At 72.3% G+C, this 14,449-nt stretch carries 14 protein-coding genes; 6 read left to right on the plus strand and 8 right to left on the minus strand.

The features are described from left to right. Positions 1–59: 59 nt before the first annotated feature. Positions 60–2,924 (minus strand): aconitate hydratase, encoded by a 2,865-nt coding sequence (locus tag ACLJOU_RS40950; RefSeq protein WP_410574660.1) that lies wholly within the window; start codon positions 2,922–2,924, stop codon positions 60–62. 322 nt (positions 2,925–3,246) lie between these two features. Here ACLJOU_RS40950 and ACLJOU_RS40955 point away from each other — a divergent pair, with 322 nt between their 5' ends. The 6 genes from ACLJOU_RS40955 (at position 3,247) to ACLJOU_RS40980 (ending at position 9,213) form a co-directional block, all read left to right on the plus strand. Then, on the plus strand, positions 3,247–4,614 hold the full coding sequence (locus ACLJOU_RS40955) for an NlpC/P60 family protein (RefSeq protein WP_410574661.1): 1,368 nt from the start codon (positions 3,247–3,249) through the stop codon (positions 4,612–4,614). A gap of 44 nt (positions 4,615–4,658) precedes the next feature. Next, positions 4,659–5,372, plus strand: coding sequence for an SAM-dependent methyltransferase (locus tag ACLJOU_RS40960; protein WP_410574662.1), 714 nt, complete (start codon positions 4,659–4,661; stop codon positions 5,370–5,372). 9 nt (positions 5,373–5,381) lie between these two features. Further along, positions 5,382–5,927, plus strand: a complete 546-nt coding sequence (locus ACLJOU_RS40965) for a molybdenum cofactor guanylyltransferase (protein ID WP_410574663.1) — start codon at positions 5,382–5,384, stop codon at positions 5,925–5,927. Positions 5,928–6,210: 283 nt separating this feature from the next. Then, the gene (locus ACLJOU_RS40970) at positions 6,211–7,284 is read left to right on the plus strand and encodes an AAA family ATPase (protein WP_103342634.1); all 1,074 of its coding nucleotides are present in this window, start codon (positions 6,211–6,213) and stop codon (positions 7,282–7,284) included. 7 nt (positions 7,285–7,291) lie between these two features. Next, positions 7,292–8,236, plus strand: a complete 945-nt coding sequence (locus tag ACLJOU_RS40975; RefSeq protein WP_410574664.1) for a DUF58 domain-containing protein — start codon at positions 7,292–7,294, stop codon at positions 8,234–8,236. After that, positions 8,233–9,213, plus strand: coding sequence for a VWA domain-containing protein (locus ACLJOU_RS40980; protein WP_410574665.1), 981 nt, complete (start codon positions 8,233–8,235; stop codon positions 9,211–9,213). The genes ACLJOU_RS40975 and ACLJOU_RS40980 overlap by 4 nt, the downstream gene beginning before the upstream one ends. Before the next feature lies 1 nt (position 9,214). Here the strand turns inward: ACLJOU_RS40980 and ACLJOU_RS40985 are convergent, their stop codons facing one another. The 7 genes from ACLJOU_RS40985 to ACLJOU_RS41015 form a co-directional block, all read right to left on the minus strand. Next, entirely contained in the window at positions 9,215–9,724 is a 510-nt protein-coding gene (locus ACLJOU_RS40985; protein WP_410574666.1) for a hypothetical protein, read from the minus strand. A gap of 149 nt (positions 9,725–9,873) precedes the next feature. Continuing rightward, positions 9,874–10,494, minus strand: coding sequence for a hypothetical protein (locus ACLJOU_RS40990; RefSeq protein ID WP_410574667.1), 621 nt, complete (start codon positions 10,492–10,494; stop codon positions 9,874–9,876). 49 nt (positions 10,495–10,543) lie between these two features. Further along, complete coding sequence (locus tag ACLJOU_RS40995) at positions 10,544–10,999, minus strand: tRNA (cytidine(34)-2'-O)-methyltransferase (protein WP_410574668.1); 456 nt, start codon at positions 10,997–10,999, stop codon at positions 10,544–10,546. A gap of 4 nt (positions 11,000–11,003) precedes the next feature. Further along, positions 11,004–11,426 carry an acyl-CoA thioesterase gene (locus tag ACLJOU_RS41000; protein WP_410574669.1) on the minus strand — a complete coding sequence of 141 codons (423 nt, stop codon included), beginning with the start codon at positions 11,424–11,426 and terminating at the stop codon, positions 11,004–11,006. A 14-nt stretch (positions 11,427–11,440) separates the two neighbouring features. Continuing rightward, positions 11,441–12,385: a TAXI family TRAP transporter solute-binding subunit gene (locus ACLJOU_RS41005; RefSeq protein ID WP_410574670.1), complete on the minus strand. Its 945-nt coding sequence runs from the start codon at positions 12,383–12,385 to the stop codon at positions 11,441–11,443. After that, on the minus strand, positions 12,382–13,776 hold the full coding sequence (locus ACLJOU_RS41010; RefSeq protein ID WP_410574671.1) for a sensor histidine kinase: 1,395 nt from the start codon (positions 13,774–13,776) through the stop codon (positions 12,382–12,384). Before ACLJOU_RS41010 ends, ACLJOU_RS41005 begins: the two co-directional genes overlap by 4 nt. A 3-nt stretch (positions 13,777–13,779) precedes the next feature. After that, positions 13,780–14,448 (minus strand): response regulator transcription factor, encoded by a 669-nt coding sequence (locus tag ACLJOU_RS41015; RefSeq protein ID WP_410574672.1) that lies wholly within the window; start codon positions 14,446–14,448, stop codon positions 13,780–13,782. Between the last annotated feature and the right edge of the window lies 1 nt (position 14,449).

The raw sequence follows: 14,449 nt of genomic DNA on the forward strand, positions 1-14,449 counted from the left end.
CGAAAACGGAGGGCCTCCCCGCGCACCGAGCGGGGAGGCCCTCCGGAACCCGGAAACCCTTACGCCTGCGTCATCTTCCGCAGCACGTACTGCAGGATGCCGCCGTTGCGGTAGTAGTCCGCCTCGCCCGGGGTGTCGATGCGGACGTCCGCCTCGAACTCCACCTTGGTGCCGTCCGCCTTGGTGGCCGTGACGTGCACCGTGCGGGGGGTCTCGCCGTCGTTCAGCTTGGTGATGCCCGAGATGTCGAACGTCTCGGTGCCGTCGAGGCCCAGCGACGAGGCCGACTCGCCCTGCGGGAACTGCAGCGGGATCACGCCCATGCCGATCAGGTTGGACCGGTGGATGCGCTCGAACGACTCGGTGATCACCGCGCGGACGCCCAGCAGCGACGTGCCCTTGGCCGCCCAGTCGCGCGACGAGCCCGAGCCGTACTCCTTGCCGCCCAGCACGACCAGCGGGGTGCCCTGCTTCGCGTAGTTCTGGGCCGCGTCGTAGATGAACGCCTGCGGCGCGCCGTCGGCCGTGAAGTCGCGGGTGTAGCCGCCCTGCACGTCGTCCAGCAGCTGGTTGCGCAGCCGGATGTTCGCGAACGTGCCGCGGATCATCACCTCGTGGTTGCCGCGCCGCGAGCCGTAGGAGTTGAAGTCCTTCTTCTCCACGCCGTGCTCGGTCAGGTACTGCGCGGCCGGGGTGCCCGGCTTGATCGCGCCGGCGGGGGAGATGTGGTCGGTGGTGACCGAGTCACCCAGCTTCGCCAGCACGCGCGCGCCGGTGATGTCGGTGACCGGCGCCGGCTCCGGCGTCATGCCCTCGAAGTACGGGGGCTTCCGCACGTAGGTGGACTCGAGGTCCCACTCGAAGGTCTTGCCCTCCGGGGTGGGCAGCGACTTCCAGCGCTCGCCGCCGTCGAAGACGTCCGCGTAGTCCTTGGTGAACATCTCCTGCGTGATCGCGTGGTCGATGGTCTCCTGGATCTCCTTGGCCGTCGGCCAGATGTCCTTGAGGAAGACGTCGTTGCCGTCGGTGTCCTGACCGAGCGGCTGGTTCGCGAAGTCGAAGTCCATCGTGCCGGCCAGCGCGTAGGCGATGACCAGCGGCGGCGACGCGAGGTAGTTCATCTTCACGTCGGGGTTGATCCGGCCTTCGAAGTTCCGGTTGCCCGAGAGAACCGAAACCGCGGCGAGGTCGTTCTCCTGGATGGCCGCGGAGATCTCGTCCGAGAGCGGGCCGGAGTTGCCGATGCACGTGGTGCAGCCGTAGCCGACCAGGTGGTAGCCCAGCTTCTCCAGGTACGGCCAGAGGTTGGCCTTCGTGTAGTAGTCGGTGACGACCTGCGAGCCCGGCGCCATCGACGTCTTGACCCACGGCTTGACCGCGAGGCCCCGCTCGACCGCGTTGCGCGCGAGCAGCGCGGCGCCGAGCATGACCGACGGGTTCGACGTGTTGGTGCAGGAGGTGATCGACGCGATCACCACGGCGCCGTGGTCGAGGACGAACTCGCCGCGGTCGGCGGAGCTGACCTTGACCGGCTTGCTCGGGCGGCCTTCGGCGGCAGCACCGGTGTGGTGCGGGGCGGGCTCGCCACCGCCGTTGCCCGAGGCGGAGTGCGCCGGCGCGTCGCTGGCGGGGAAGGACTCCGCCGACGCCTCGTCCACCGTGGACTCGACGCCCTTCGGCTGCTCCTGCTGCGGGACGCCCGGCTCGCGCTCGGCGGAGCCCTCGACCTCGTCGGTCGCGTAGTCGGCCAGCGACACCCGGAACGACGCCTTGGCGTCGGTCAGCTCGATGCGGTCCTGCGGGCGCTTCGGGCCGGCGATCGACGGGACGACCGTCGACAGGTCCAGCTCGAGGTACTCGGAGTAGGCGGCCTCGCGCGACGGGTCGTGCCAGAGGCCCTGCTCCTTGGCGTACGCCTCGACCAGCGCGACCTGCTCGGGCGAGCGGCCGGTCAGCTTGAGGTAGCGGACGGTCTCCTCGTCGATCGGGAAGATCGCCGCGGTGGAGCCGAACTCCGGGCTCATGTTGCCGATGGTGGCGCGGTTGGCCAGCGGCACCTCGGCGACGCTCTCGCCGTAGAACTCGACGAACTTGCCGACCACGCCGTGGCGGCGCAGCATCTCGGTGATGGTCAGCACGACGTCGGTGGCGGTGACGCCGGCCGGGATCTCGCCGGTCAGCTTGAAGCCGACGACGCGCGGGATGAGCATCGACACCGGCTGGCCCAGCATGGCCGCCTCGGCCTCGATGCCGCCGACGCCCCAGCCCAGCACGCCCAGGCCGTTGACCATCGTGGTGTGCGAGTCGGTGCCGACGCAGGAGTCGGGGTAGGCCTGCCCGCCCCGGGACATGACCGTGCGCGCGAGGTGCTCGATGTTGACCTGGTGCACGATGCCGGTACCCGGCGGGACGACCTTGAACTCGTCGAAGGCGCCCTGGCCCCAGCGCAGGAACTGGTAGCGCTCGCGGTTGCGCTCGTACTCGATCTCGACGTTGCGCTCGAAGGCGTCGGCGCGGCCGAAGACGTCGATGATCACCGAGTGGTCGATGACCAGCTCGGCCGGGGCGAGCGGGTTCACCTTGTCCGGGTCGCCGCCCAGGTCGGTGACCGCCTCGCGCATGGTGGCCAGGTCGACGACGCACGGCACGCCGGTGAAGTCCTGCATGATGACGCGGGCGGGCGTGAACTGGATTTCGATCGACGGGTCGGCGCCGGGGTCCCACGAGCCGAGCGCGCGGATGTGGTCGGCGGTGATGTTCGCGCCGTCCTCGGTGCGCAGCAGGTTCTCGAGCAGGATCTTCAGGCTGTACGGCAGTCGCTCGGCGCCCTCGACCTTGTTCAGGCGGAACACCTCGTACGAGGCGTCGCCGACCTTCAGCGTGTCTTTGGCGCCGAAGCTGTCCTTGCTGGCAGGTGCGGTCACGTCTAACTCCAGTGGCGTGGACTTCCGCGCCGGTGCGGCGGTCGAGTCCCGGGTCAGTTCGGTCGGGTTCGGTGGTGGCGAGTCTTGCGCACCCCCACCGTAGGACCGGATTCGGGATGGCACACCTCGCGGTGCCTCAAACAGTACGCGCGTCCTGTTTACCGGACAAGACGACACGCGGTGTGGGCTGCGCCATCCGGTCGACCGACACCGCGGGGGTCCCTCAATGAGGGGAATTGGTGCCTACGTTGTGTAAGTTCCCCGTGGTGCGGGTGATAGTGATGTGACTGCAGTGACGCACGGTGTGCGCTGGTGAGCGGAGGTGGCGGTCGTGGCGGGACGGTCCGGACAGGTGCGGAGGCCGCGCGTCCGCCGGGGACTCAGCGTGAGCACCCTCACCCTGGTGATCCTGTTCGGCGCCGGCGGCACGGGGCTCGCGGCGCCCCCGCCGCCGCCCAACCCCAGCGACTCGGAAATCGACTCGAGCAAGGCCGACGCCAACGCGAAGGCGGGCGAGGTCGGCCGCCTGACCAGCCAGCTGGCCCAGGCCGAGCAGAAGCTCACGCAGCTGCAGGACGACGTCGAGCTCAAGCAGGAACAGGCCAACAAGGCCCTGGTCGACCTGCAGACCGCGCAGGACGCCGCGACGCAGGCGGAGAACGACGCCAAGGCCGCGCGCGCCGAGGCGGACGCGGCCTCGGCGGCGATCGAGCAGGCCCGTGCCGACCTCAGGACGTTCGCCGCCGCGAGCTTCCAGCAGGGGAGCACGGTCGGCTCGCTCGGGGCGTACCTGAGCTCCGACAGCCCCAAGGACATGCTGGCCCGCGCGCAGCTGCTCGACGCCGTCGGCGGCAACCGCCTCAACGCCCTCGACCGGCTCCAGCAGGCCCAGACCGAGAAATCCAACAAGGACGCCGCCGCCCGCAAGGCCGCCGAGCTCGCCCAGCAGAAGCAGGACGCGGCGCGGCGCGCCAAGAACAGCGCCGACGCCGCGCAGACCGCCGCCGAGCGCGCCCAGGACAGCCAGGCAACCCAGACCGGCCGGCTCGAGCAGAACAAGTCGGACGTCGAGCAGCAGCTCTACGCCGCCCAGGCCAAGGTCAGCGGCCTGCAGGGCCAGCGGCAGCGCTACGAGGACTGGCTCGCCCAGAAGCAGCGCGAGGACGAAGAACGCGCCCGGCAGGCCGCCCTGGCCGCGGCCGCGGCCGCGGCCGGAAGCGGGGGCGGCGGCCGTCCCGCGGGAGGACCGGCGCCGGCGGGCCCGGCGGGCTCGTCGATCGAGGCGGTGATCGCCCGGGCGCTGTCGAAGCTCGGGATGCCGTACGCGTGGGGCGGCGGCAACGCGAGCGGCCCGACCCGCGGCATCCGCGACGGCGGCGTCGCCGACCGCTACGGCGACTACAACAAGATCGGGTTCGACTGCTCCGGCCTGATGATCTACGCCTTCGCCGGGGTCGCCGGCCTGCCGCACTACAGCGGCTACCAGTACACGGCGGGGCGCCAGGTACCGCTGTCCCAGATGCGCCGCGGCGACCTGCTCTTCTGGGGCGGTCCGGGCGGCATCCACCACGTGGCGCTGTACCTGGGTGGCGGGCAGATGGTCGAGGCACCGCAGTCGGGTCTGCGGGTCCGCGTCGCCCCGGTGCGCTACGGCGGGATCATGCCGTACGCCACGCGCCTGGTCGGCTGAAAAACCCGCTCGACGGCGCCCGCCGCAGGCCACAGGATCGCCCGGTGGACGACGAACTGAACGCGCTGCGGCGCACCCGGATGCGCTGGAACACGCCCCTGTCCGAACCGCACGCGGAGCTGCTGCTCGACCGGATGGCCTCCGGCGGCGGCCACCTCGTCGACCTCGGCTGCGGCTGGGGCGAGCTGCTGCTGCGGGCGGCCGCCCGGGCACCGGGCCTGCGCGCGACCGGCGTCGACACCGACGAGACGGCACTGGCGCGCGGCCGGGCGGCGGCCGCGGCGCGGGGCCTGGCGGCGGAGTTCACCTCGTCGGACGCCGCGACCTGGGACGAACCCGCCGACCGGGTGTTCTGCATCGGTGCCGCCCACGTCTTCGGCTCGACGAAGGCGGCACTGGCAGCGCTCGCCCGGGTGGTGCGGCCGTCCGGCAGGCTGCTCTACGGCGACGGCTTCTGGTCGTCACCGCCGGGCCCGGCGGCCCTCGGAATCTTCGGCCAGGACGTGCTGACCCTGCCCGAGCTGCTCGACGCGGCCGGCGGCGCCGGCTGGCGCGTGCTGCACCTGAGCACCGCCGACCAGCGGGAATGGGACGACTTCGAGTCGACCTCGCGCGCCGGCTGGGAGGAGTGGCTCGCGGCGCACCCGGCCGACCCGCGGGCGGAGCGGGTGCGGGAGTGGCTCGACCGGCGGCTGCGCGAGTACGTCCGGGACTACCGGGGTGAGCTGGGCTTCACCTACCTCGTGCTGGGCCGCTAGGGTGCCTCGGTGCGCTACGCGGGGATCGTGGTGGCCGGGGGTGCGGCCCGCCGGCTGTCCGGTGTGGACAAGCCGGCGTTGTCGGTGGGCGGGAAACCGTTGCTGGCCCGGGCGATCCACGCCCTCGACGGCGCCGAGCGGGTGATCGCCGTCGGCCCGCGGCGCCCGGGCTTCGACGTCGTGTGGACGCGGGAACCGGTGCCCGGCACCGGGCCGGTGGCGGCGCTCGCGGCGGGCCTGGTGTTCGTGCCCGGCGACGTCGAGGCGGTGGTGGTGCTGGCCGCCGACCTCCCGGGCGTCCGACGATCCACAGTGGACAGACTGGTCGCCGCGATCGGCGACGGCGACGGGGCGGTCCTGGTCGACGCCGCGGGCCAGCGGCAGTGGCTGCTGGGCGCCTGGCGGCTGCCGTCGCTGCGGGCGGCGCTGCCGGAGCAGGCGGAGAACGCGGCCCTGCGCCGGGTGCTGGGCGGCCTCACGGTCGCCGAAGTCCCGGCGGAACGGGGCGAAGCGGACGACATCGACACCCCCGAGGACCTCGAGCGCCACCGCTGACCCGCTCGCTCGAGCGCCCCAAGGCGGCCTTGGGTGCGTCTGACGCACCGAAGGCCGCCTTGGGTGCGTCAGACGCACCGAAGGCCACATTGGGGCGCTCGGCGTGGGACCGCCGGCGGGCGGCGGGTGCTTCACAGGTGCCACACCGGTGACCGTGTTGGCTGATCGTGGGGCCGGGTGCGCCCGTCCGCGTGCCGGGCGGACGGACGGCCGCCGGACGCAGTACGGTCGCACCGCGTGATCACCGTCGCGGGGGCGGCGCACGAGAATTCGAGGAGGCAGAGTGACCGAGCCCGGCTACGCCGAGGGCGGGAACGGGCAGCAGCCCGCGACGCCGGCCCGGGACGCCCAATTGCTGGAGCGGACCGTGTTCGAGGTCAAGCGGATCATCGTCGGCCAGGACCGCCTGGTCGAGCGGATGCTGGTCGGCCTGCTGGCCAAGGGCCACCTGCTGCTCGAAGGCGTGCCCGGCGTGGCGAAGACCCTCGCCGTCGAGACGTTCGCGCGGGTCGTCGGCGGGTCGTTCTCCCGCGTGCAGTTCACCCCGGACCTGGTGCCCGCCGACATCCTCGGCACCCGGATCTACCGCCAGGGCGCCGAGCGCTTCGACGTCGAACTAGGCCCGGTCGTGGCGAACTTCGTGCTCGCCGACGAGATCAACCGCGCGCCCGCCAAGGTCCAGTCGGCGATGCTCGAGGTGATGGCCGAGCGGCACGTGTCGATCGGCGGGCAGACGTTCCCGATGCCCGACCCGTTCCTCGTGCTGGCCACCCAGAACCCGATCGAGAACGAGGGCGTCTACCCGCTGCCGGAGGCGCAGCGCGACCGGTTCCTGTTCAAGATCCTCGTGGAGTACCCCTCCGCCGAAGAAGAGCGCGAGATCATCTACCGGATGGGCGTCACCCCGCCCACCCCGCACGAGGTGCTCAGCCCGGGCGAGCTGGTCCGGCTGCAGGGTGTCGCGTCCCAGGTGTTCGTGCACCACGCGCTCGTCGACTACGTCGTGCGGCTGGTGCTGACCACCCGGACGCCGAACGAGCACGGCCTCGCCGACGTCGCCGGGTGGGTTTCCTACGGCGCCTCGCCGCGCGCGAGCCTCGGCATCATCGCCGCCGCCCGCGCGCTGGCGCTGGTCCGCGGCCGCGACTACGTGCTGCCGCAGGACGTAGTCGACGTTGTGCCGGACGTGCTGCGCCACCGGCTCGTGCTGTCCTACGACGCGCTGGCCGACGGCGTGCCGATCGACCACATCATCACGCGCGTGCTGCAGACCGTGCCGCTGCCGCAGGTCTCGGCCCGCCCGCAGGGCGGGGCCGGCCAGGGCGGCCCGGTCCCGGCGGGCGCGCCGGTCAGGTAACCCGGCGATGGCGAAGAACGAGAAGGGCGAACGCCCTTCGTGGGCGCCGCCGATCCTGCGCGGCGATCGGCTGGAGGCCGGGCTCCGCACGCTGGAGCTCGACGTCCGCCGCCGGCTCGACGGGCTGCTGCAGGGCAACCACCTGGGCCTGGTGCCGGGGCCGGGGTCCGAGCCCGGCGAGGCGCGCCCGTACCAGCCCGGCGACGACGTGCGCCGGATGGACTGGGCGGTCACCGCCCGCACGACGACCCCGCACATCCGGGAGACCGTGGCCGACCGCGAGCTGGAGACGTGGGTCGTGGCCGACCTGTCGGCGAGCCTCGACTTCGGCACCGCGCTGTGCGAGAAGCGTGACCTCGTAGTCTGCGCCGTCGCGGCGGTCGCCCACCTGACCGGGGGCGGCGGCAACCGGATCGGCGCGCTGATCTCCACCGGCGCCGAGACCGTCCGCATCCCGGCCCGCGGCGGCCTGGCGCACGCGCGCGGGCTGGTGCGCAAGCTCGCCGAGACCCCGCGCGCGGCCGAGGGCACTCGCGGTGACTTCGCGGCGGCTCTGGAACAGCTGCGCCGTCCGCCGCGCCGGCGTGGTCTCGCCGTGGTGATCTCCGACTTCCTGGGCGAGGAGTCCTGGGAGCGGCCGCTGCGGGCGCTGGGCGGGCGCCACGAACTGATCGCGATCGAAGTCCTCGACCCGCGCGACGTCGACCTGCCCGAGGTGGGCACCGTCGTGCTGGCCGACCCGGAGACAGGGAAACAGCGCGAAGTGCACGCTTCGGCCTTGCTGCGCAAGGAGTTCGGGGCCGCGGCCCACGCCCACCGGCAGAAGGTGGCGGCCGGGCTGCGGCGCGCGGGTGCGGCGCACCTGACGCTGCGCACCGACGCCGACTGGATCGCCGACATGGTGCGGTTCGTCGTCGCCCGCAAACGCCGCTGGTCGGGGGGTGTGGCGTGAAGTTGACGGGGTTCGCGTCGCCGTGGTGGTTCCTGCTGCTGATCGCGGTCGCCGCGGTCGCCGTCGGGTATGTCCTGGCCCAGCGGGCGCGCCGGAAGCGGACCATGCGGTTCGCGAACCTGGACCTGCTCGAGAAGGTCGCGCCGAAGAGCCAGGGCTGGGTCCGGCACCTGCCGGCGGTGCTGATCGTGCTGTCGCTGCTGCTGCTCACCGTGGCGCTGGCCGGGCCCACCGCCGAGCAGAAGGTGCCCCGCAACCGGGCGACCGTGATGCTGGTGATCGACGTTTCGCTGTCGATGGAAGCCACCGACGTCCTCCCGACGCGGCTGCAGGCGGCCCAGGAGGCGGCCACCAGCTTCGCGCGGAACATGACGCCGGGGATCAACCTGGGGCTGATCTCGTTCGCGGGCACGGCGACGGTGCTGGTCAACCCGACCACCGACCGCAACGGCGTGATCAAGGCGATCGAGAACCTGAAGCTGGCCCAGTCGACGGCGACCGGGGAAGGCATTTTCGCGGCGCTGCAGTCGGTGGAGAGCTTTTCGAGCGTCGTCGGCGGAGCCGACGGACCGCCGCCGGCGCGGATCGTGCTGATGTCCGACGGCAAGCAGACGGTGCCGGAGGACCTGTACGCGGCGCGCGGCGGGTACACCGCGGCGCAGGCGGCGAAGCAGGCCGGCGTGCCGATCTCGTCGATTTCGTTCGGTACCACGCACGGTTCGGTGACGATCGACGACAAGCCCCAGCCCGTGAGCGTGGACGACGAGTCGCTGCGCGAGATCGCCCGGCTGTCCGGCGGCGACTTCTACAAGGCGGCCAGCGCCGAGGAGCTGAAGAAGGTCTACGCCGACCTCGGCGAGCAGATCGGCTACGAACTCAAGGACGCCGACGCGAGCAAGCCGTGGGTCGTGGTCGGCACGCTGATCCTCATGCTGGGTGCGGCGGCCAGCCTGTTCTTCGGGCAGAGACTGCCGTGACTCAGGCTCGGCGGACGCCGTAGAGGCTGCCGCCGAGCAGGGTCACCCCCGACAGCACGCCGCTGACGAACGGCACCCACGCCGCCGCGGTCCCGAGCAGGGCGAGCCCGGCGACACCCAGCACGGTCAGGACCACGCCGACCACGAGGATCGAGCGGGTCCGCCACGCCGACGCGAGCGCGGCGAAGTGCAGCCCGACGACTGTGGCGATCCACGCGACGTTCGCCTGCACCGGGGCGTCCAGCAGGCTGAGCACGAAGAACCCGGCGACGAGCAGCACCACTTCACCGAGGACGACGACCCGGTAGCCCGGCCCGAACACCGGCCGCCCGTCGAGCGTCGGCCGGCCCCCGGCCCGGAGCCCGAGGAAGAGGACGGCCCCCAGCGCGACCACGGCGAGGGCCCGCAGCACCCAGCCGAGCACGGGAGGGAGCGGGGCCCCGGAGTTGACCAGGACGAAGACCGTGCCGAACGCGGCGCCGATGAGCGCCCCCAGGAACTGCTGTCGCATCCGGCGAACCTACCGGAAGCTGATCACGATGGTCCCCAGTCGTTGGTCCGTCCCAGCGAAGGTGCCGACGGCGAGGACTACTGCGTATCGCGGCCGATCATCGACATTCGGCCGGAACTCCGGCGGACTCGCGGGCGTGGACGTGAGCATCACCTGTCGGTCTGGACGGCAGGACTGACGCCGACTTCTTCGCGCATCATCATGCTCATCTTCTCGTAATAGCGCCGTATTTTGCGTCGTCCGTCGCCGGCGCTGAGGCGAAAATGGTGCACTGCCTCTTCGATGGCCTTGTTGGTGGCTGCTGCGTCGCCGACGTTCCGGATAAAGTGTGGTTTACGGGGTGAAATAAGTAGCCAGTCAATGGTGAAGGCGTCGGAGTGGAAGTACGATCGTATGTCGTCGCCACATATCAGTTCTACTTTTTCCCGGTATGTGCGCACTTGGGATTCGACCTGGCTCAGCGTTGAGAGGCGAGCTTCGATTTCGCTCAAATCTCGAACGTTGGCCAAGCCATCCAGTTCCGACTCATAAAGCTTGACTGTGGCGAGGTGCTCGCTGTAGGAGGAGATCCTTCGATCTCTCAAGTCGCTGGCGTTCTCGTGTGCGATCCTGCTGGACTCTTTCATTTGATCGCGTTCCCAGCGGATGTCTTCGCGGGCAAGCTCTCGTTTCCAGCGAAGGCTGTCGCGCCAGGCGGAAGTGAGGTTGCCTGCTATCGCGCCGATGATCGCGAACGTCCCGGCTACGATTGCCGTCCACATATTCGTCACCAAGGTTATGTTACGGTCGCATTTATTGTCGTTTCGGCCACCCGCGAACCTACCGGAAGCCGTGCTGGCGCCAGGCTTCGTAGACGGTGATCGCCGCGGTGTTGGCGAGGTTGAGCGACCGGTTCGACGGCCGCATCGGCAGCCGCACGCGGTCGGTCACCTCGGGGGCTTCCTGGACGTCGGCGGGCAGCCCCACCGACTCCGGACCGAACATCAGGACGTCGCCCGGGGTGTAGGCGACGTCGGTGTACAGCCGCGTCGCCGAAGCGCTGAAGGCGTACACCTTCGCCGGGAGCAGGGCGGCCCAGGCGGTTTCGAGGTCGGCGTGGACGTGGACGCGGGTCAGGTCGTGGTAGTCGAGCCCGGCCCGGCGCAGCTGCTTGTCCTCCAGGGTGAAGCCGAGCGGCTCGACCAGGTGCAGTTCGCAGCCGGTGTTGGCGGCCAGCCGGATCGCGTTGCCGGTGTTGGGCGGGATTTCGGGGCGGTAGAAGAGAACGCGGAACACGGCCTCAGTCCCCGAGCAGCGCGGCGTAGACCTTGCGGACCGCGTCCGGCGGCGCGGCCGGGCGCAGCGTGGCCGGGTCGACGAAGACGTACCGGAGGGTCGCCGCCGCGATCGGGGTCTCGCCGCGGTGGATCTCGAAGTCGAAGATCAGCGACGTCGTGCCGAGGTGGTTCGGGTACTGGGTGACGACCAGCTCGTCGTCGTACCGCGCGGGCGCGCGGAACTTCAGGTTCGCCTCCGCGACGACGACGTCGGTGCCGTGCGCCAGGAACTCGTCGTGCGAGCCGAACAGCGCCTTCTCCGCCGCGAAGGAGCACATGTCCACATAGGCCAGGTAGTGGGCGTTGAAGACGATGCCCTGGCCGTCGCACTCGTGGTAGCGCACACGCAGCGGCAGCTCGGCGATCGGGCGGCGAGGAGCGGTCACGGGCCCAATGTAGTTCAGCCGTGCAGGGCCCGGTACGCGGCCGCCGCTCCCGGTTGCAGGGGTACCGGCTGGGTGCCGATCAGCGTGCGCACGTCCAGGAACTGCGTCCCCACCGCCTCCGCCGGCACCAGCGCCGTGGCGCGCTCCACCAGCAGGCGGACCACCGCCGCGGCGACGTCGTCCGGCAGCGCCGGGCTGCACACCAGGAGGTTCGCCACCCCGATCGTGCTCAGCGCGCCCACTCCGCGGTACGCGCCCTCGGGGACCTGGACCTGGTCGTACACCGGGCCGTACGCCGCGCGCAGGGGCGGCACCACCGAATCCAGCGGCAGCAGCGCGATCGGTGTCGTGCGGGTGAGCTCCGCGAGCTTCGGCGTCGGGATTCCGCCCGACCACAGCATGGCGTCGATCCGGCGGGCGGCCAGCGCGCGGACCGCGTCGTCGAACAGCAGGTGCCGGGCGTCCACCGCCACGCCCGCCTTCGCGAACAGGCGCGAGCCGAGCTGCGCCGCGCCCGAGCCGCCCGCGCCCAGCGAGACGGCCCGGCCGGCGAGGCCGGCCAGTCCGTGCACCGGCCCGTCCGCCCGGACCACGAGCTGCAGGTAGTTCTCGTAGACGCGGCCGAGCGCGCGCAACGGCACCGGCCCGGCGAACGGCGGCCCGCCACCGAGCGCCGTCTGGGCCACGTCGGCGAGCACCAGCCCGAGATCGGCCCGGCCCCGCTGCACGAGCCCGACGTTGGCGACGCTCGCTTCGGTCGGCACGGCGGTGGCGTGCAGCAGCGGCTCCGCGCGGTTCAGCTCGGCGGCCAGGAGCTCGGCGAAGGCCAGGTAGAACCCGCCGCGCTCGCCGGCCGCGATGGTGAGCGTGCGCTCGGGGCCGCGGTAGCCCGACGCCGAACACCCGGCCAGCGCGAAGCCGAGCCCCCCGAGCAGGGCCGTGCGGCGGGTCGGCGTCATCCCGGCTCCTCCTGCAGCGGCAGCGTGACGCGGGCTTCGAGCCCGTGGGGGAGCGCCTGCCGCAGGTCCAGGACCCCGCCGCGGGTGCGCACCTGCTGGTGCGCGATGGCCAGCCCGAGGCCGGTCCCGCGCGGGGCGCCTTCGCCGCCCGCGCGCCAGAACCGCTCGGTCGCCCGCGCCCGGTCCGAAGTGGACAGCCCCGGCCCGTCGTCGGAGACGACGAGCGTGGCGGTCGAGGCGCCGCGTTGCCAGTCCGTGGTGATCTTCGCGCCGGCGCCGGCGTAGTGGACGGCGTTGTCCAGCAGCACGTCCAGGATCTGCGCGAGCTCGCCTTCCGGGCAGCGGACGGTCACCGGCTCGTCGTGCCCGGGCGGGGGCACGATCGTCGATCCGGCGTCCTCGGCGGCCGGACGCCACGCGTCGACGCGTTCGGCGAGCACCGACGCCAGGTCGCACGTTTCGTCCGCGCCCCCGGCCGCGACCCGGGTCGCGGTGCTCTCGGCCAGCGCGAGCGCCAGCAGGCCGTCCAGGAGCTGTTCCAGGCGTTCGACCTCGGCGACGGTCGCCCGGTAGGTCGTGTCGTCGCCGTCGATGCGCCCGGCCAGGGAATCGACGCGCAGCCGCAGCGCGGCCATCGGGTTGCGCAGCTGGTGCGAGGCGTCGGCGACCAGCCGGTGCTGCTGCTCGGCCGCTTCGAGCACGGCTTCGGACATCCGGTTGACCTCGGCGGCCAGTGACCGCAGCTCGCGCGGCCCGGTGCGCTCCGGGACGTGGGCACGGTGCCCGGCCGCCACGGCCAGCACACCGGTCTCGAGTTCGTGCAGCGGGCGCACCATCCACCGGGCCAGCACCACGGCGAGCAGCACGAACACCATCGCGACCAGCACCGCGCCGGCGCCGATGGTGCCCCAGCGGGCGGCGACGTCCGCGGCCGCCGCGGTCACCGACGCGCGCAGCACGACCACCCCCGACACCCGGGTGCCGGTGCCGACGGGCCGGGCGAAGTAGGCCGGTTCGGCCGACCACGGGTCCACCCGGTCCACCCGCGGCGCCGGTTCGTTGCGCATGGTCGCTTCCACCAGCCCGCGCACCGCCGGGTCACCGGCCGTCAGCCCGCCCGCCTGCACCAGCGGGAGGCGCCGGGCGTCGACGATGACGACGCCTTCGCCGTACAGCTGGGCGTAGCGCTCCGCGTCGGCCGCCAGTGCCGCGGGGTCGTGCGTGTCGACGGCCTGCTGGGCCAGCACGACGAACCGGTCGACGTCGGCGGTGCGGGAGATGACCAGCTGCTGGGTGCGCTGGTCGGCCGTCGAGCCCAGCAGCGGCACGGCGAACGCGGCGACCACCGCGAGGGCCAGGGCGACCAGGACCACCAGGAGCCGGGTGCGCACGGGTCAGTCCCGGCCGAGCCGGTAGCCGAAGCCGCGGATGGTGGTGAGCAGGCCCGGCCGGTCGAGCTTGGCGCGCAGTCCGGTCAGGTGGACGTCGAGGGAGCGCGACACGGCGAGGTAGGCGTCGCCCCAGACCTCGTCCATGAGCTGCTGGCGGCTCACCGCGGTGCCCGGCCGCACGGCGAGCACGGCCAGGATCTCGAACTCCTTGGTGGTCAGGCCGACGTCGTGCCCGGCGACCCGGACCCGGCGGGCGCCGAGGTCGATCTCGACGTCTTCGACGCGCACGACGTCCCCGGCCGGGGTGGCGCGGGCCACCGCCCGCCGCACGACCGCGTCCATCCGGGCCAGCAGTTCGGCCAGCCGCACCGGCTTGGTGAGGTAGTCGTCCGCCCCGAGCCGCAGGCCGCGGACGACCGATCGTTCGTCGCCGCGGGCGGTCAGCACGATCACCGGGACCGGCGAGACGGCCCGGATTTTGCGCAGCACGTCGAGGCCGTCGAGATCGGGCAGGCCGAGGTCCAGCAGGACGAGGTCGGCCGCGCGGTGGTGGTGCAGGGCGTCGGCCCCGCGGGCGACGCTGGTGACGGGATGACCGCGCGCGTGCAGCGACTCGGCGAGCGCGCCGGCGACACCCGCGTCGTCTTCGACGAGGAGCACGCGCACGGTCATC

The sequence above is a fragment of the Amycolatopsis sp. cmx-4-61 genome (assembly GCF_046548775.1).
Taxonomy (GTDB): domain Bacteria; phylum Actinomycetota; class Actinomycetes; order Mycobacteriales; family Pseudonocardiaceae; genus Amycolatopsis.